This is a genomic window from Streptomyces hainanensis, assembly GCF_004348415.1.
GTDB lineage: Bacteria > Actinomycetota > Actinomycetes > Streptomycetales > Streptomycetaceae > Streptomyces > Streptomyces hainanensis.
On record NZ_SMKI01000100.1, the window covers coordinates 1 to 18,559 of the forward strand.

The window sequence follows — 18,559 nt, forward strand, 5'->3', positions numbered from 1 at the left end:
TCACCCGCCGCCACGCCAACACATACCGCTCAAGATCCAACCCCACCCCCTCGAACTCCAGATACGCATGCGTCGACACATTCCCCAACTCGAACGCATCCGACCGACCCAACAAATAAGCCTGCTGCTGGTCGGTCACCGGGAACGCCTGGAACCGTTCCCCCGCGGCGTCCACCACGACCGGCAGTGCGGACTCGGCGGACTCGGCGGTGTCGGCGGACCGCAGCAGACCGTCGGGCCCCATGGGCAGGGCGTCGCCTCGCTGGCGCACGATGTCGTGGGCGAGCTCGGCGATGCTGGGGTTGTCCATCAGGACGGTCGCGGGGAACTTCGCCCCGAGTTCGCGCGTCACCTGGGCGAGAAGGCCGAAGACCGCGAGGGAGTCCAGGCCGATGTCGAGGAGCCGGTCGTCGGAGCGCACCGTGTCGGTGGAGGTCTTCAACTGGCGGGCGATGGTTGCCCGAAGGTAGTTCTGAGCGGCCTGCTCCGGGCGGCCGAGGGCGGCGGGTGCGGAGTCGGCCGGGGCGCCGACACCGGTGTCGGGCTCGTCGGCACCACCCCACTGTGCGAGCACGTGGAGATCGCCGTCGAGGTAGCCGCGCAGGCAGGCGTGTCGTTGGATCTTCCCGCTGGAGGTCTTGGGGATCGTGCCGCTGCGGATGAGGACCAGGGTGTGCACGGCGACCTCGAACTCGGCCGCGACGGCGCGGGTGACGGCGGTGGTCACCGCGTCGAAGTCGGGGGCCTCCTTCTCCCGGGTCAGTTCCGCCACGATCAGCAGCCGCTCCTGCCCGTCGGCGTCCAGGGCGACGGCGGCGGAGCCGTTGGGGCGCAGGGACGGGTGGCTGCGCTCGACGCACAGTTCGAGGTCCTGGGGATAGAGGTTGCGGCCGCGGACGATGATGAGGTCCTTGCTGCGGCCGGCGATGTAGAGGCGGCCGTCGTGCCAGAACCCGAGGTCTCCGGTGCGCAGGTAGGGGCCGCTGCCGTCCGTGAGGCGGGCGTTGAAGGTGTGCTCGGTCTGCTCGGGTCGCTGCCAGTAGCCCTGGGCCACGCTGGCTCCGGACACCCAGATCTCGCCGATGCGGCCGGTGGGGCAGAGGGTGTGGGCGTCGGGCTCGACGATGATGATCCGCTGTTCGGGATCGAAGCTGTGGCCGCAGCTGACCAGGGTTCGGGCGTCCTCCGAGGCTCCGCTCAGAGGGATGACGTCGCCGCGCTCCAGGCCCTGGGCGGAGAAGACGGCTTCCACGGCCGAGCGTTCGCATCCGGAGACCGCCAGGGTGACCTCCGCCAAGCCGTAGCCCGGGCCCAGGCTGTCGGGGTCGAATCCGCAGTCCGCGAAGGCGCTGGCGAAGGAACGCAGGGTGCTGGGGCGAACGGGCTCGGCACCGTTGGTGGCGACGTGCCAGCCGCTGAGGTCGAGCGTGCGGCGCTGCTCGGGGGTGATCCGCTCCACGCAGAGGTCGTAGGCGAAGTTCGGGGCGAACGACGTGGTGCCCCCGTAGACGGAGATGGCGCGCAGCCACTGGTACGGGTCCTGGGCGAAGGTCGCCGGCGCCATGAGGATGCCGGGGAAGCCGCCGTACAGCGGTTGCAGGATGCCGCCGATCAGCCCCATGTCGTGGTACGGAGGGAGCCAGCTGACCATGCGGGAGTCGGGCGTGTGCTCGAGCCGGCGGTACATGACCAGCGAGTTGTGCAGGAGGTTGGCATGGCTGACCATCACGCCCTTGGGTGTGGCGGTGGTTCCGGAGGTGTACTGGAGGAAGGCGATGTCGCTGCCGGCGGTGTCCGGCTGGTCCCAGTGCCCGTCGCCCGCGCCGACGGAGTCGGTGCTCAGCCAGCGCATGCCCCGCTGTTCGGCGGTCGCGCCGAAGTGACGGGCCGCGGTCCTGACGATGGCGTCGTTGGCGAGGGCGACGCTCGGTTGGGCGTCGTCGATGATGGCCTGCAGCCGTCCCAGTCGGCGAGTCGCCCGGGGCGGGTAGGCGGGGACGGCGATGAGGTCGGCGTACAGGCAGCCGAAGAAGGCCGCGACGTACTCGAGCCCGGGCGGTTGCAGGATCAGCGCCCGGTCTCTCGGCTTGGCCGTCGTGCGTATGGCCGCTGCGATCTCCCTTGCCCGGCGGTCGAGTTGGGAGTAGGTCCAGCGGGTCTCCTCGCTGCCGTCGCTCGCCAGAAACACATAGGCCAGTTGCTCGGGCTGGTGCGCCGCGCGGGCGCGAAGGAGATCGACCAGGGTCTCGGCCCGCACGGGTCCGTCGGAGAAAGCCATCGTTACCACCTCGGAGAGGGTCATGGGAGACAGGACTTCGGAGTGTGGTCACCGCGGCACGGAAAGTGCCCACCGCGGGGCGTGGCGATGTGGGTCCCTCGCGCGTCCGCCTGGTGACCGGGTCAGGGAGTTGTCACTGTCGTCGCCGCTGGGGGGCTGAGCCTCCGGTCAACGGGACCGGCCGCGTCGGCGACGGTCCGTCACGGAAGCCGTCGAACCTCGCCCGCACCGGGGAGCGGTGGGCGGGGATGACCGGCGGATGCCGTCCGGTCGCGAGCCGCGGGCAGGATCAGGTCGTACCGCCACCGCGGCTCGACACATAAGCCAAAGTCCACAATTCCCCCTTAAATTGCGGAATGCCTCCGTACGGCCAGAGCACCAGGCAGGCCGGTGGACGACCCGCGATCCAGGCAGGCGAGACGCCGGCTCAGGAGTGCGCCAAGCCTCGATGGTCGGCACCCCCGTGAAACGGCGTCGACGTGGTCCTCGACGAGCGGGTGGTCACCCCTCGCGCGACATCGCCGCCACCCCGTCGGTCTCATCGGGAAGCGACGATGTAATCATTGGCCCATGTTGTCATCGGCAAACTTAGGACGCTTCCACTGGCGTCGTCAAGGATCACGACAGCCGCAGTAGTCGGCACGGGCCCCAGGAGAACGCCCACCAGGGGCGCCACCTCGTCCACGTTCGCATCGCCGCAGGTCAGGGGCGTGTTAATGAGGTTGACAACGGTCACCACTGCAGCCTTTGACAACCCGTCACCACCTCCCACACCATGCACGCATGAAGAGCTGTTCAGATGGGCCGGTGTCGGCGGACGGGTGCGCCGCCCGCATCGTGGACGAGGACCGGGTTCTCGAAGTGCGCACCCGGATGCCCCCCGATGAGGAACTGGCGGACACCGCGGACGTCTTCGGCCTGATGTCCGACCCGGGCCGGCTGCGGATCCTGGTCGCCCTGCTGGACGGCGAACTGTGCGTGTGCGACCTGGCCGCCGTCACCGGGCTGAGCGAGTCGGCCACTTCACACGCCCTGCGGCTGCTGCGCGCCCACCGCGTGGTCACCGCCCGCCGTGCCGGCCGGATGGCCTACTACCGGCTGGCGGACGCGCACGTGCGCATGCTCCTCGACCTCGCCGTCGCCCACACCGAGCACACCGACGCCATCCACCCCGAACGCACCGGAGACCACTGATGGGACACAACCACGGGCACGGACACAGCCACGGAACCACCTCCGCCTCCGGCCGTCACCGCTGGCGCCTGGCAGTCTCCTTCGTGCTCATCAGCACCTTCTTCGTCATCGAGCTCGTCTACGCCCTCATCTCCGGTTCCCTGGCCCTGCTGTCCGACGCCGGACACATGGCGGCCGACGTCGTGACCCTGGCCGCCGCGCTGATCGCCACCCGCATCGCGACCCGCCCCGACACCACCGGCCGCCGAACCTACGGGTCCTACCGCGCCGAGATCTTCGCCTCCGGCCTCGCCGTCCTCCTCATGCTCGGCGTCGCGGCCTACATCGTGATCGCGGCCGTCGGGCGCATCGGTTCCGACGCCGAGGTCGAGACCGGGCCGATGTTGATCGTGGGCGCCCTCGGCCTGGCGGCCAACATCGCCGCCCTGCTCCTTCTCCGAGCAGGTGCCTCGGACAGCCTCAACGTCAAGGGCGCCTACCTGGAGGTCGTCGCCGACACCGCCGGGTCGGTCGGCGTCATCATCGCCGGCTGGCTGGTCGCGGCCACCGGCCAGACCACCTGGGACACCGTCATCGCCGTGGCCATCGGCGCCTTCGTCGTCGTGCGTGCCGTCATGCTCGGCCGCGAGGTCCTCGCCGTGCTCGGCCAGCACGCCCCCGAGGGGATGAACGTGAACGCCGTGGCCGACGACCTGGCCGCCATCAACGGGGTCGCGGACGTCCACGATCTCCACCTGTGGACCCTGACCTCCGGCATGCCCGTGGCCACCGCCCACCTCGTCGCCGCCCACTCCGTCGACACCCACTCCGTCCTCGACCAGGCCCGCGACGTGCTTCGCCGCCGCCACGGCGTCGCCCACGCCACGCTCCAGGTGGAACCGGCCGACCACGACGGCTGCCACGAGCTCAGCTGGTGAGCGGCTGAGCGGGAGTCAGCTCGCCGCTACGCGCCACGCCGTACCACCGCGGGGCCGGAGACGCACCTCCCGTGCGTCTCCGGCCCCGCTCGCGTTCCCCGTCCTTGACGGCCCGGGCGGAAGCGTCCTAAGTTTGCCGATGACATCACATATGAACGGCGACATCGTCCGTCTTCGATGAAACTGACGAGGTGCCGACGATGTCTTTCGAGGGGTGATCGGCCCACCCCTCCACGACCACGCCAACGCCGTTTCAACGGGGGATGCCGACAGCCAACGCGGGGCGCACTCACTCCTGACCGGTTTCGGCCTGCCGGAAAGCAGGCCGGGCACCGGTTCGGTGGGCGATCTCCTCACCACCAGTGCCCCATGCGGTCCACCGATCCCGTCACGGGCCCCCTCGGCGTCACCGCGGGCCGGACCCGTAACGAACGGAGACCGCTCACATGACCACGCATCAGACCGTCTCACTTCTCATCGGCCTCGCCATCGTGGTGGTCCTGGCACGGCTGCTCGGCGCCCTGGCCCAACGCCTCGGCCAGCCCGCCGTGATCGGTGAGGTCCTCGCGGGTATCGCGCTGGGGCCGACCCTCTTCCAGGGGGCGATCTCCGACACCCTCTTCCCGGACGACACCCGGCCCCTGCTCGGTGCCCTGGCCGCGGTCGGGGTCGCCGTCTTCATGTTCATCGTCGGCCTGGAGTGGGACGCCGCCCTGATCAGAGGCAGCGGGAACATAGCCCTCACCGTGTCGATCAGCTCCGTCCTGCTGCCCTTCGGACTGGGCGCGCTGCTGGGTCTGTACCTGATGGACCGGCACGGCACCGGCGACAGAACGGCGTTCATCCTCTTCATCGGCATCGCCATGTCGATCACGGCGTTCCCGGTGCTGGCCCGGATCCTCACCGACCGGGGCATGAGCCGTACGCCGCTGGGCGCCGTGGCGCTGGCCTGCGCCTCGATCGACGACATCCTCGCCTGGTCACTGCTCGCCGCCGTGGTCGCCATCAGTGGTTCGGCCGGCACGGACGAATGGCGGATCCTGCTCGCCGTTCCCTATCTGCTGGGCATGCTGACGGTGCTGCGCCCGGCGCTGCGCCGGATGGTGGACCGTCGCCCCTCGCTCCGGCTCACCCCCAACGTCTTCGCCTGCGTCCTCACCGGCCTGCTGCTGTCCGCCGCCGCCACCGAGTGGCTCGGCCTGCACTACATCTTCGGCGCGTTCCTCTTCGGCGTCGTTCTCCCCCGCCCCGGCACCGAGCGGCTCCGCCGTGAAGTGCACGACCGGCTCGCCCCGTTGAGCGGCACGCTGCTCCTGCCGGTGTTCTTCCTCATCGCGGGCCTCCAGGTCGACCTGTCGGGACTCGACGCGAGTGGCCTCGGTGACCTGGTGCTGATCCTGCTGGTCGCGGTGGGGGGCAAGTTCGTCGGCGCGTTCGTCGCCGCCCGACTGAACCGGATGCCGGCCAGGCAGTCCGCCGCTCTGGCGACGTTGATGAACACCCGTGGCCTGACCGAGCTCATCGTCCTGAACGTGGGCCTGCAACTGGGTTTCCTCGGCCGGGAACTCTACTCGCTCATGGTCGTGATGGCCGTGGTGACGACCGCGATGGCAGGTCCGCTGCTCACCTCGCTCCTGGGCCGGCCGACCGGAAACGACCTGACCGACGCCCACCGTGCCGGCAAGGCCACCGACGTGCCCGAGAGGGCGACGGGATCCGCCGTCTGAGAAGAGCCGAGACGCGCCCGAGGAGGCGGGAGACCTCCTCGGGCGCGTCTCTCAGCGGCGCGGCCCCGGCGGCCGCCCCGTGATCACGGCTTGCTGGCGACGATGATGCCGTGCGGCGTCCAGCCGTGGCACGGGATGCGCCGGACGTCGGTGAACCCGGCGGCCCCGAGGCACTCCTCGTGCTGCCGCCAGGAGTAGATCATGCCGCCCTCCTCCGGCAGCGCCGCGAAGTAGACACTGTCCAGGGCGGCCACCACCGGCCCGTCCCCCTCGTCGTTGGACATGGAGTTGAAGACGACGACCCGGCCGCCGGACGGCAGGGCCCGGTACGCCTTGCGCAGCAGTTCGGTGTTCTCCTCCAGGGTCCAGATCACCAGTTGATGGGCGAAGAGGATGGTGTCGTAGCCCTCGGGGAACTCCTCGCTGTACATGTCGCCGCCGATGACGGAGATCCGGTCCGCGAGACCGGCCTCCCTGATCTCCCGCTCGGCGATCTCCTTGCTCTGCGGGATCTCGATCACGGTGACGCGCAGGTCGGGGTCGGCCCCGGCCAGAGCGATCGCGTTGACCGCGTTCCCGCCGCCGCAGTCGAGCAGCCGGCCGGAGCCCAGCGGCGTCACGTGCTCGACGAGATGCCCGTTGGCCAGCTCCGACCAGGACTTCATGTACGTGTAGAAGACCTGTTCCAGGCTCGGGTTCTCGCTGAGCCGCTGGTAGAGGTTGTGGCCGCTGCCCCGGATCCGGCGCAGGCCGGCGTTGCTGTTGGTGCGCAGCGACTCGGTGAAGTCGGTCTGGCCCTCGTAGACGATGTGGCCCTCGAAGGCCACGGTGGCCTCGATACGGTCCCACTCGCCGGACCCGATGAGGGTGGTCAGCAGGTCGGCGAGGCGGTAGCCGCCGTCCGCGCGGACCAGCAGCCCCAGCGAGGTGCAGCCGAGCAGCAGGATGTCGTTGGCGCGTTCCTGTAGGCCGAGGCGCTTGGCTATCTCGTGCTTGTCCAGCTCGCCGTGCTCGGCGAGCATCCGGACGAGACCGAGTTCGCAGGCCGCGTGCAGGTACTGGAAGGCGGCGTGCCCGAAGAGGACGCGCGCCAGTGACGGCATGTCGAGCGGGGTCGGCTCGGTCTCGGCGAGCTGCGTCTGGTTCGTGTGGTCAGCCATTGCGTGGATGCTCCGTTCAGGCCGTTGGTAACGGCGGGTTCGTCGGTGGAGGGCGGCTCAGTCGCGTGGGTCGAGGGTCTCGGCCTCGATGAAGCCGGCGAGGCGGGCGACGCCCTCCTCGATCCGCTCGTGTGGCAGGCCGCTGACGGACAGCCTCATGGCGTGCTCGCCGCCGCCGTCGGGGTGGAAGGAGGACATCGGTGTCCACAGCACGCCGTGGTGCTCGGCGGAGCGGACGAGGGCCGCGTTCCCGGTGGGGAACGCCACGCGCACCGTGAGGAAGAAGCCACCGTCGGGGGCGTTCCAGCCGACCCCCAGTCGGGAGCGGGCGCGTGCCGGGAAGTGCCTGGCCAACTGCTCCAGGGTCAGCCGCAGGGCCTTGGCGTAGTGTGCGGCGGACGGGGCGGCGAGTCGTGCGACGCCGCCGTCGGGGGAGGCAAGCAGCGCGCCGGCGACGGCGGCCTGGCCGAGTGACGGCGTGTTCACCGTGACCATGCTCTTGATCCTGGTGAGTTCGTCGGCGAGCAGGGTCGTGGCACCGTCGGCCCCCGTCACCCGCTGATCGGCGACGACATAGCCGACGCGGGCTCCTGGGAACAGGGTCTTGGCGAACGAGCCCAGGTGCACCACGCGGTGGGCCCGGTCCAGGTACTTGAGGGTGGGGGGCCGGGGCCGGTCTCCGACCAGTCGGTAGGGGCTGTCCTCCAGGAGGAACAGGCCGTGTCGTTCGGCGAAGGCCAGCAGCTCCCGGCGGGCGGGCAGGGACAGGGTGGCGCCCGTGGGGTTGGAGTGGTCCGGGACCACGTACAGCGCCCGCGGCCGGCGCCCTCGGGCGTGCTCGTCGCGCACCGCGGCGTCGAGGGCGGCGCGGTCGGGGCCTTCGTCGCCCTCGGCGAGCGTGGTCAGGGGGATGTTCAGCAGCCGGGCCACGCCGGTGATCCCCACGTAGCAGGGGCTGAAGGTCAGCAGCACGTCCCGGGGGTCGGCGAACAGGGCGCGCAGCACCAGCAGCATGGCTTCCTGGGCGCCGACCGTGACCACCACGGCCTCGGGGGGTACCTCGATGCCCTCGTCCACCTCGAGGGCGGCGGCGATCAGTTGTCGGAGGCGTGGCATGCCGGCGGTCGGGCCGTACTGGTGCAGCGCACGGGCGACGTCCGCGGGCGAGGCGCCGTCGGCCGTGAGGTCGTCGACGTAGCGGCGCAGGTGGCCGAAGAGTCGCTCGGTGTCGTAGAACGCCTCGTGCGGGCGGCCGGGAGCGAACGAGATCGCCTCGGGATAGCGGTCGGCGATCTCGTTGAGGAAGGTCATCGCGTCCAGCACCGGGTCCGACAGCGAGGCGTGGAGGTCGGTCCTCCGCAACGGGGCGTCGTCGCCCGGGATCGATGCGGGTGCCGGTGGGGGCGGGGTGGTGCCGGGCGCGACCAGCCAGGGCCCGGCCGCCGCCGGGTGCGGCGTTCCGGTGAGGTGCATGGCCTCGCGCAGCTCGTCGACCAGGATGCCCAACACCCCGGCCACGCCCCGTTGTCCGTCCGCGGCCAGGCCGTGGAGAACGGGGCGGCCGACCAGCACGGCGTCGGCGCCCAGCGACAGGGCCGCCAGGATGTCGGCGCCGCGGCGCACGCCGCCGTCGAGCAGGATCGGGCACCGGCCGGCCGCCCCGGCGGTGACCTCTCGCAGTGCGTCGAGTGTCGCGGGCGCGCCGTCCAGTTGGCGGCCCCCGTGGTTGGAGACCACGAGGCCGTCGACACCGGACGCTACGGCGCGGGCGGCGTCCTCGGCCGTCAGCACGCCCTTCAGCAGCAGCGGCAGCCGGCTGACCGAGCGCAGCCACGGCAGGACCGACCAGTCGAGCGCCGGGTCCAGCGCCGCTCGTCCGTGCTCCGCCGGAGCGGCGTAGTGGCCCGGGGCGACGGCGGGCAGGTTCGCGGGCACCACGTGGGGCGGGAGGCGGAAGCCGTTGCGCTGGTCCCGCGGCCGCCTGCCCAGGCGCGGCGCGTCCACGGTGAGCACCAGCGCCGCGAAGCCGGCGCGCTCGGCTCGTTCGATGAGCCGCCGCGTCACCTCCCGGTCTCTGAAGCAGTACACCTGAAGCCACAGGGGGGCCTGCGCGGCGGCCGCCAACTCCTCGAACGGGCGCCCCGCGAAGGTGCTCACCACGACGGGCAGGCCGGCCGCCCCGGCCGCGCGCACCGTGGCCAGCTCCCCTTCGTGGTGCGCCAGGGTGTGGTACGCCATGGGGGCCACCCCGAGGGGGGCCGTCCACCGGCCGCCGAGGACCTCGGTGGCCGTCTCCGCCTCGGCCAGTCCGGCCAGCACGCGGGGCCGCAGCCGCAGGCGTTCGAACGCGGCGGTGTTGGCGGTCAGGGTGCGCTCCTCCCCCGCGCCACCGGCGATGAAGTCCCATGCGGCCGGGCCGAGCGCGGCCCGTGCCAGGTCGGCGTAGTCGGCCAGTGACAGGGGCTCGGCGAGGGAGGCGGGGGCCTTCGCGTCCCGCTCGATCACCAGTCCTCTCCCGCTCGTTGGGCCCGTTCCAGCTCCACCGCCTCGTAGAGCGCCTTGATGTTGGACGACCCGAAGGTCTTGGCGCCGTTGCGCTCGATGACCTCGAAGAAGAGGGTGCGGCGCGCATGGGTCGAGCGGGTGAAGACCTGGAACAGCTGACCGGCGTGGTCCTCGTCCGCGAGGAGGTTGGCCGCCCGCAGCTCCTGGAGCGAGTGGCCTTTGAGGTCGATCCGCTGCCCGAGAAGCTCGTAGTAGGCGGCGGGGGCCTCGAGGAAACCCACCCCGCGCGAGGCCAGCGCGCGCACGGTGCGGACGGCGTCGTTCGTGGAGTAGGCGAGGTGTTGGACGCCGGCACCCTGGTGCCGGTCGAGGAAGGCGTCGATCTGCCCGGGGTCCGCCTTCCGGTCGGGTTCGAGGAGCGTCAGGGTCACGCTGCCGCCGGCACTCTGCACGACCTTGGAGTTCATCGCCTGAGAACCGACGACGATGCGCTCGGCGAAGATGTCCCGGAAACCGAGCGCGTGCACGTAGTACGCGACGGTCGAATCGAGCGAGCCCGCCTCGAGGCACACCGCGACGTGATCGAGTTCCAGGAGCCCCGGCACGCCCGCCCCGCTCGGAGCCACCGGGTCTTCCTGCCCGGCCGGGGTGAACCCGGGGGGAAGCGCGGGCCCTTCGTCGGAGGCGCGCCGCACGAGCGTGTGCACGACTTCGCCGAACGCCTTCACCACCGCCGTGGCCTCGACGCCCGTCCCGTCGTCGTGCTCGACGACGCCCCGGATCAGGACGGCGCCTCCGTCCCTGGCGTCGGCGAGGGCGGCGGGGACGTCGGCGACCCGGAGCGCGATGTCGGCGACCCCGTCGCCGTGCACCTCGACGTATCGGGCCGCCGGGTGGTTCGGGGAGGTTCCCTGGGTCAGCGCCAGCGTGATCGCCCCCTGCCGTACGGCCACCCCCCGGAAGCCCTGGCTCGGCGAGCCGGCCACGCCCACGACGGTGAAGCCGTACCCGTCCACCCAGGAGCGGACTTCGGCCTCGAGGTCGGCGACGCATATCCCTATGTGGTCGATGGTTTCCCGCGTCCGCTGCGGTGCTGTCATGTCATCTCCGATTCTCGGTGAACGCATAAGAGGGCCCCCTCCGTCGTCACTCCCGTGGTGCGGAAACGCCTCCCCGCTCTCAATGCGACAGCGAATACTCGACCCATACGTTCGGTTCGACATAGACGGCGGAGTCCTGCCGCGGGGAACACCACACGGGGGCCAGGGCACCGGGGACGACGACCGGTCCCTCGGTTTCGAAGGGCAGCCCCGTCCACTCCCGCCACTGCCCCAGCGAGCCCGAAATCACGGTGGACGCCGGCGCGACCCCGGTGATCCTGCCGCCGATTCGGACGTGGGCCCGTAGCCAGGGGTCGCTGGGCAGTCCGTCGGCTCGGGTCCGCTCCGTGTATTCGCCCATGGGGGTTTCGGGTTCCTCGTGCTTGGCGGTGGGGCGCACGGGAGCCACCATGCGGGTGAAGCCGTGCCGCCGCGCGTTGTCCTTCATGGCCGCGAGCATGGTCGAGGACAGGCCCTTGTCGCGCTGGTCGGGGGCCACGACGATCTCCACCGCGCCCACGGTGTCCGGCTTCCGCCCACAGCGGTGGTCGGTGAACGCCCAGATGAGCATGCGGTCCCAACCGTCGGGTGGAAGCTCTTTTCTGCCGGGAAAGTCCAGGGTGAAGGGAACGGTGTATCCGCGGGCGACCACGCGTGAACCCGACGTCGCCACCAGGGAGAAATCCAGGAAAGTGTCAAGGAAATGACCGTAGTGCGCATCGGCCACCGGGCCGTGGTACATGAAAGCGGGCCAGCCCGGATCCAGCTCCCACACACTCACGAGCAACTCCGGGCGCTCGGCCAGCGTTGAGATCTCGACATCCATGCCGCGAGGCTAACCCCTGGAAATCCCGCGGTGTTCACCGCCGGAAACACTTGGTGGCGGAGTTCCAGGCGTCCGTGAGGGCGGCGCCCGCGGCGCTCAACCGCTCCGGGTCGTACTGTCCGTACGCCAGGCGTACGGCGTCGCCGTCCGCTCCGAAGCGGGAGCCGGGTGTGACCGACACCCCGACCCGGGCCGCGTCCGCCGTGGCGGCCTGCTCGCCGTATCCGGGGGGCAGCCGCACCCAGAGGAACAGTCCGCCCCGCGGTGGAGCGACGTGGAACCCGGCCGGCCGGCAGCCGCGCAGCGCGTCCAGGAGGGCGTCGCGGCGCCGGGCCAACCACGGTCTCAGCCGGGCGAGATGACGGTCGTAACCGCCGTCCTCCAGCAGGCCGGCCACGGCGAGCGCCGCCACCTGGTTGGGACACCCACCGCTGTCGAAGAGACCGAGGCCGGCGAGCCTCGCGGTCGTGCCGGGGTCCGCGGCCAACCATCCGAGCCGCAGCCCGGGGGCGAGCGACTTCGAGAAGGTCCCGAGCCGGATGACGCCCCGGAACGCCGACATCGTCGCGAGGGACGGACATCGCGGGCCATCGTCCAGGCCCAACTCCCCGTAGGCGTCGTCCTCGACCACCACGAGCCCGTGCCGCGCCGCGACGTCGAGCAGCGACCGCCGGCGTTCCGCCGGCATCAGGCGACCGGTCGGGTTGTGGAAGGTGGGCACGAGATAGGCCAGCGCCACCCTCCTCCCGGCCGCGCGCTCGTCGCGGACGGCCAGGTCCAGCGCGCCGGGGTCCATCCCCGACTCGTCCATCTCCACGGCCCGCACGGTCAGCCCCCGGTCGCGCAGGATCCGGACGCCCAGGTCGTAGTGGAGGGCCTCGACGAGGACGGTGTCGCCCGGAGCGCCGAGCACGCCGGCCAGCACGTCGAGCATCTGGGACGTGCCGGCGGTGACGAGGACGTGCCGGGCGTCGCAGTCCACGCCCTCGGCGAGCGCGATCCGGGCGGCGACGGCCGCACGCAGCGGCAGCGGGCCCTGGTTGTGGCCGTAGGACAGCGCGGCGGCGCCGTAGCGAGCGAGCGCGACCTGATAGGCCCGTGCCACGTCCGTCACGGGAACGAGATTCGACGCCAGATATCCGGGGCCCAGATCACACCTGCCGTCGGGACTCACCTGCTGAACGATGCCGGAAAGCCGCCAGGGCCGATCCGTTTCCTTCAACGGCCCTCGAAGATAGCCTTCTTCCATGACTTCGCTTTCTCGGTCCGAGCCCATCGGATACTCACTTCCTCTGTCGCCCTCCGGGAAATCCTCCATGGTCTCGGAACCGCCATGGCACTTCTCCGGGAATATGCTGTGGATCGATTACCGCGTCGACCCGGCGGCGGCCGTCGGATTCCTCCCGGAGCGTCTTTCGCCCGACGTGGACGCCGGTGCGGCGGCCGCGGTCTTCTCGGAGTGGCAGTGGTGTTCCGCCGACGGGGGCGAGCTCGGCGACCCGGTCAGGTGCCAGTTCTCCGAGTTCCTCGTCCTGCTGGGCTGCCGCTACGGCGAACGCGCCATGGCCCGTTGCCCGTACGCGTGGGTCGACTCCGCCGTCTCCCTGGCCCGCGGCTGGATACAGGGCATGCCCAAGCAGTTCGGCGCGATCCGGATGACACGGCAGATCCCCATCGGGGTCGCTGGCGCGGGCACCCGTCCCGGCGGCCGCTTCGCGGCATCGCTCGCGGTCGACGACCGGCGTCTCGTGGACGCCGCCGTGACCCTGCGCGAGCTCGTGGACGAACCGCCGGCACTCAGCCGCCTGCCCCTGGTCCACAGCCGCGTGTCGCCACCGTGGACGGCGGGGGATGCCGCCTCACCTGCGGAACTGGTGACCTCGCGCGTCGAGGGCGTCGCCTTCTCGCCCGTCTGGTCGGGGTCGGCGCGGCTGCGGTTCCACGCCGACGCCATGCACGACCTCGATCCGGATCTCGCGAGGCTCGTCCCCCGGGAGACGGGCCCCGGGTACTACTTCTCGTACGCCGAGACCCTGGTGGGCGGGGAGTCGCTGGCCTGAGCGATGCCCGTGTGCCGCCCCTCGGCGGGGCGGCACACGCCGCTCACTCCCCCATCGCCTCGATCAGACTCCGGGGCCGCATGTCCTTCCACTCACGTTCGACGTAGTCGAGGCACGCCTGCCGGGTGTCCTCACCGAACACGGTCCGCCACCCCGCGGGTACGTCGGCGAAGGCGGGCCACAGCGAGTGCTGGCCCTCGTCATTGACCAGAACCCGGAAACCGGCGTCCTCGTCCTCAAAAGGATTGGGCATCGTTCGACTCCTCGATCAGCGCTGCTTCTCGTCATGTCCGGCGAACTTCGGATTCAACACGCGGCAGATGGCGGCGACGGATTCGGGTTCCAGCATCTCGCCATGCGTGCACGGGACGGCGTGTTCCTCGACCTCCCCTCCGACAAAGCGGCTCCACCGCTCCTTTGAGGTCCTGCCCTCCGAGGAAAGCGTCGCGGTGAAGGCGACCACGTTCCCGTCGAAGCGTCGCGGCTCGAATTCGGTCATCAATCGGGAATGGGCCGCGTAGACGTCGACCACGCGTGAGAATCCCTTCTCGTCGATCCCGAGCCCGGCGGCGTCCACGGCGTGTTCGTCACGCAGGAACTCGCCGGTCTCCGCCCTGTCGAGCGGCTCGTCAGCCGTGTCCTGCCGGTCGGGGATGGCGTCGAGCAGGACCACGAGTCCCACCTCGTGCCCGCGCTCGCGCAGTTGGACGGCGATCTCCTGGGCGACCACGCCGCCCATGGACCAGCCCATGACGTGGTAGGGGCCGGTCGACTGGATCGCCGTCATCCGCTCGACGTACTCCGCCGCCATCTCCGGGACGCTGCCCGGCATCGCGCCCACCCCCTCGGAGAGTCCGCGCGCCTGGAGGCCGTGGATCGGCACGTCACGTCGCAGATGGGCCAGCAGCCGGCCGTAGCCCCAGCTGATGCCGGCGGCGGGGTGAACGCAGAAGAGGGCGGGGCCCGAGCCCGCGCGGATCGGCAGCACCGGCTCGAACGTGCCGACCACCCCGCCGTGCGCGTCGAGGGCCTCGACGAGTGCGGCCGGAGTGGGCGCGTGGAAGAGCGTGGCCAGGGGCACCTCGGCGCCGAGGGTGGTGCGGATGCGGCCGATCAGACGGGTGGCGAGGAAGGAGTGGCCGCCGAGGTCGAAGAAGCCGTCGTCGACGCCGACCGTGTCGAGGCCGAGCACTTCGGCGAACAGGCCGCACATCACCTCCTCCCGCAGTCCGCGCGGCGCGCGGCCCTCGGCCCGCCCGGCCGCGTAGTCCGGGGCCGGCAGGGCGGCCCGGTCCAGCTTCCCGTTGGCCGTGATCGGCAGCGCGTCCAGCATCACCACCGCCGAGGGCAGCAGGTAGTCCGGCAGCCGCTTCGCCAGCCGGTCACGCATGGTCCGCGCCAACTCCGGTCCCCCGACCGCCGCCCGGGGCACGGCATAGGCGACGAGTCGCCGGTCGCCCGGCCGGTCCTCGCGCAGGACGACGGCGGCCCGCGCGATCTCCGCCTCCGCGGTGAGCGCCGCCTCGATCTCGCCGGGCTCGACGCGGAAGCCACGCAGCTTGACCTGGTCGTCCGCCCGCCCCAGGAATTCGAGCTCCCCCCGGTCGTTCCACCGCGCCAGGTCGCCCGTCCGGTACATGCGCTCGCCAGGACGCCCGAACGGGCAGGCCACGAACCGCTCCGCCGTCATCCCGGGACGGTCGGCATACCCGCGGGACAGCCCGCCGCCGGTGAGATAGAGCTCCCCCGGCGCGCCTGGCGGCACCAGCCGCAGGGCCGGGTCGAGCACGAACGCCCGGCCGCCCGCTGTCGGCCCGCCGATCGGCAACGGCGACAGGCGGGAGTCGACGCCTCGCAACGTGTGGCGGGCGGCGAACGTGGTGGTCTCCGTCGGGCCGTAGGCGTGAACGACGGTGAGGTCGGGGCAGGTCCGCATCACGCGCTCGACCGCCGGTGGGGAGACGACGTCGCCGCCGACCCACACCTCCTCGACGCCGGCGAAGCAGTCGGCGTCCTCCTCAGCCATCGCCGCGAACAGCCCGGCCGTCACCTGGACCCCCGTGATGCGCTGGTCCACGATGGCGCGGGCGAGTTCGGCGGGACCGAGCCTGCCCGGGTCGGCCACCACGACCGTCCCGCCGTTGAGCAGCGGCACCCACAGCTCGTACGTCGAGGCGTCGAACGTGTGCGGGGCGTGCAGGAGCACCCGCCGGTGCGCCGGCCCCCAGCAGCCGTCGGTGGCGAGGTCCACGACATTGCCCTGGGTCACCTCGACCCCCTTGGGCCGCCCGGTGGAACCGGAGGTGTACATCACGTACGCGGCGTTGTCGGCACGCACGTCGACCGGCGGCTCGGCGAAGGACTCCTCGGCGGCCGCCTCGACCCACGGGCCGTCGACCACGACGGTCGGTGCCGCGTCGGCGAGGATGAACTCGACGCGCTCCCGGGGTAGTTGGGGATCGAGGGGCACGTATGCCGCGCCGGCCCTGGCGACGCCCAGGATCGCCGCGACGAGCAGGGGGGAGCGTTCCGTCAGCAGCGCCACCCGGTGTTCGGGGCGCACCCCGTGCCGGCGCAGCCGTCGCGCGATCCGGTTCGCCCAGGCGTCCAGCTCCCGGTACGTCCAGGCGCCGTCCGCGCCGACGAGTGCCGTGGCCTCCGGGGTCCGCCCCACCTGCCGGGCGAAGGCCGACGACAACGACGTGGTCGGCGCCACCTCGTCGCCGGGGGTCTCCCCCCATGCCAACAACCTGGCGCGCTCCCCGGGGGCGAGGATCTCCGCCCGGCCGATCGGTGCGTGCGGCTGAGCGAGCAGCTGCCGCAGGAGGCTCTGCCAGCGGCTCACCAGGGCGTCGACGTCGGCGGGTGCGAAGAGGTCGGTGGCGTACTCGACCATCCCGACGATCCCGGCCGGCTCTCCGTCCCGGTCGCGGCTCTCGCTCAGTGAGAAGGACAGGTCGAACCGCGCGGTCTCCCCGACGAGGGGTTCGGGGCTGATCCGGAGGCCCGCGAGCTCGAAGTGCGGCAGCGGGTTGTTCTGGAGGGCGAGCATGATCTGGAACAGCGGGTGGTGCGCGAGGGATCGGGATGGGTTGAGCGCCTCCACCAGGTGCTCGAAGGGGATGTCCTGGTGCTCGTACGCGGCGAGGCCGGCCTCGCGCACCCGGGCGAGCAGCTCGGCGAAGCTGGGGTCTCCCGATGTGTCGGCCCGAAGCACCCACGTGTTCACGAAGACGCCCACCAGGCCTTCCAGGGCCTCGTCCGTCCGTCCCGCGATCGGCGACCCGATCGGCACGTCGGTCCCCGCCCCGAGCCGCGTCAGCACCGCCGCCAGGCTCGCCTGCAGCACCATCGACACGGTCGCGCCCGCTTCCTGGGCCACCGTGGCGATCCCGGCGTGCAGTGCCGCGTCCCACGCGAAGCGGGTGCCGCCGCCGCGGTGCGAGGCCACCGGGGGGCGGGGCCGCGCACCGGGGAGCTCGACCGCCTGGGGCAGCCCGTCAAGCCGCGCCTTCCAGTAGGCCAGTTGGCGGGAGTAGCGGCTGCCGGGGTCTTCGCGGTCGCCGAGGAGCGTCCGCTGCCAGAGGGTGTAGTCGGCGTACTGGACGGGCAGCGGCTCCCGGTCCGGCGCCCGGCCCGCGCGCCGCGCCTCGTAGGCGGCCATCAGGTCCCGGGCCAGGGGCCCCATGGACCATCCGTCGCCCGCGATGTGGTGCAGCACGACCACGAGGACGGCCTCGTCCCGGCCGAGTTCGAACAGCCAGGCCCTGAACGGGGCGTCGGTCGACAGGTCGAAGGGCTGCCGCGCCGCCTCGGCGACGAGTGTGCCCAGGCCGTCCTCGTCGGCCCCTCGCCGTGCCAGGTGCACCCTCGCCTCGTCGGGACCGAGGATCCGCTGGTAGGGCTCTCCTTCGGCGTCCCCGAAGACCGTCCGCAGTGACTCGTGTCGGGCGACCACGTCCCGCAGCGCCCGGGAGAGCGCGTCGGTGTCCAGCGGTCCGGTCAGGCGGAGCGCCAACGGCATGGCGTAGGTCGCCGACGGGCCCTCCATGCGGTGCAGGAACCACATGCGCCGCTGGGCGTGGGACAGCGGCATCCGCTCGGGGCGTGCGACCGGCTCGAGCGCGGGTCGCGCGTGCCCCGCCTCCTCGATGCGGGCGGCGAGCCCGGCGACGGACGGCGCGTCGAAGACCGCCCCGATCGGCAGTTCCACGGCGAGTGTGGAGCGGATCCGGCTGACCAGACGGGTGGCGAGCAGCGAATGGCCGCCCAGGTGGAAGAAATTGTCCTCCACCCCCACCTCGGGCAGACCCAACACCTCGGCGAACAAACCACACAACAGCCGCTCACGAGCCGTCAGCGGACCACGCGAGGAGGTCCGCGCACCGAAGTCCGGCGCGGGCAACGCCCTACGGTCCAGCTTCCCGTTCACCGTCAACGGCAGCCGATCGAGCACCACGAAAGCCGCCGGCACCATGTACTCGGGCAACCGCTCACCACACCACGACCGGCAGGCCCGCACCAGGTCGGGGACGGCGTGGGCGAACGAGGGGTCGTTGGCGTATGTCCCGGCCCGCTCCCGGATCTCGGCGGAGGGCTGGAAGACGCCTCGGGGCTCGGTGCCCGGTTCGGTGTAGAGGGCGTCGAGGGTGCCGGTGGTCGTCCCCGGCGTGAACGTCACCCCGACCCGGTAGCCAAGCCGCTCGCCCAACGCATGCAACTCCTCCGGATCCACACCCCCCGCCCGGTCGTCCAACCGCGCGCGAGCCGCCGCGACATCACCGCTCTCCTC

At 71.7% G+C, this 18,559-nt stretch carries 12 protein-coding genes; 4 read left to right on the forward strand and 8 right to left on the reverse strand.

Annotated features, from left to right (window positions below; genetic code table 11):
- Positions 1-2,278: AMP-binding protein (locus tag E1283_RS11900; protein WP_165956095.1), on the reverse strand; the 2,278-nt coding region annotated here is incomplete at its 3' end.
- Positions 2,279-3,061: 783 nt separating this feature from the next.
- Here E1283_RS11900 and E1283_RS11905 point away from each other — a divergent pair.
- From E1283_RS11905 to E1283_RS11915, 3 genes are all read left to right on the forward strand, one after another.
- A complete protein-coding gene (locus tag E1283_RS11905) occupies positions 3,062-3,472 on the forward strand; it encodes an ArsR/SmtB family transcription factor (protein WP_132817946.1) in 411 nt (136 codons plus the stop codon).
- Complete coding sequence (locus tag E1283_RS11910; protein ID WP_132817947.1) at positions 3,472-4,389, forward strand: cation diffusion facilitator family transporter; 918 nt, start codon at positions 3,472-3,474, stop codon at positions 4,387-4,389. The genes E1283_RS11905 and E1283_RS11910 overlap by 1 nt, the downstream gene beginning before the upstream one ends.
- A 446-nt stretch (positions 4,390-4,835) precedes the next feature.
- Complete coding sequence (locus tag E1283_RS11915; RefSeq protein ID WP_132817948.1) at positions 4,836-6,116, forward strand: cation:proton antiporter domain-containing protein; 1,281 nt, start codon at positions 4,836-4,838, stop codon at positions 6,114-6,116.
- Positions 6,117-6,199: 83 nt separating this feature from the next.
- Here E1283_RS11915 and E1283_RS11920 read toward each other — a convergent pair whose 3' ends face one another.
- The 5 genes from E1283_RS11920 to E1283_RS11940 form a co-directional block, all read right to left on the reverse strand.
- Positions 6,200-7,276 (reverse strand): methyltransferase, encoded by a 1,077-nt coding sequence (locus E1283_RS11920; protein WP_132817949.1) that lies wholly within the window; start codon positions 7,274-7,276, stop codon positions 6,200-6,202.
- A 57-nt stretch (positions 7,277-7,333) separates the two neighbouring features.
- Entirely contained in the window at positions 7,334-9,781 is a 2,448-nt protein-coding gene (locus tag E1283_RS11925; RefSeq protein ID WP_243744782.1) for an aminotransferase class I/II-fold pyridoxal phosphate-dependent enzyme, read from the reverse strand.
- A complete protein-coding gene (gene hppD / locus E1283_RS11930; RefSeq protein ID WP_132817950.1) occupies positions 9,778-10,881 on the reverse strand; it encodes a 4-hydroxyphenylpyruvate dioxygenase in 1,104 nt (367 codons plus the stop codon). The genes E1283_RS11925 and hppD overlap by 4 nt, the downstream gene beginning before the upstream one ends.
- A 79-nt stretch (positions 10,882-10,960) precedes the next feature.
- Positions 10,961-11,707: a GNAT family N-acetyltransferase gene (locus E1283_RS11935; RefSeq protein WP_132817951.1), complete on the reverse strand. Its 747-nt coding sequence runs from the start codon at positions 11,705-11,707 to the stop codon at positions 10,961-10,963.
- A 34-nt stretch (positions 11,708-11,741) separates the two neighbouring features.
- The gene (locus E1283_RS11940; RefSeq protein ID WP_132817952.1) at positions 11,742-13,025 is read right to left on the reverse strand and encodes an aminotransferase class I/II-fold pyridoxal phosphate-dependent enzyme; all 1,284 of its coding nucleotides are present in this window, start codon (positions 13,023-13,025) and stop codon (positions 11,742-11,744) included.
- Between E1283_RS11940 and E1283_RS11945 the strand changes: the two genes are divergently transcribed.
- Positions 12,955-13,767, forward strand: a complete 813-nt coding sequence (locus E1283_RS11945; protein WP_132817953.1) for an acetoacetate decarboxylase family protein — start codon at positions 12,955-12,957, stop codon at positions 13,765-13,767. The two genes, E1283_RS11940 and E1283_RS11945, sit on opposite strands and share 71 nt — an antisense overlap.
- Before the next feature lie 43 nt (positions 13,768-13,810).
- Here the strand turns inward: E1283_RS11945 and E1283_RS11950 are convergent, their stop codons facing one another.
- A complete protein-coding gene (locus E1283_RS11950; protein ID WP_132817954.1) occupies positions 13,811-14,020 on the reverse strand; it encodes an MbtH family protein in 210 nt (69 codons plus the stop codon).
- 15 nt (positions 14,021-14,035) lie between these two features.
- On the reverse strand, positions 14,036-18,478 hold the full coding sequence (locus tag E1283_RS11955; protein WP_132817955.1) for a non-ribosomal peptide synthetase: 4,443 nt from the start codon (positions 18,476-18,478) through the stop codon (positions 14,036-14,038).
- Positions 18,479-18,559: the final 81 nt, after the last annotated feature.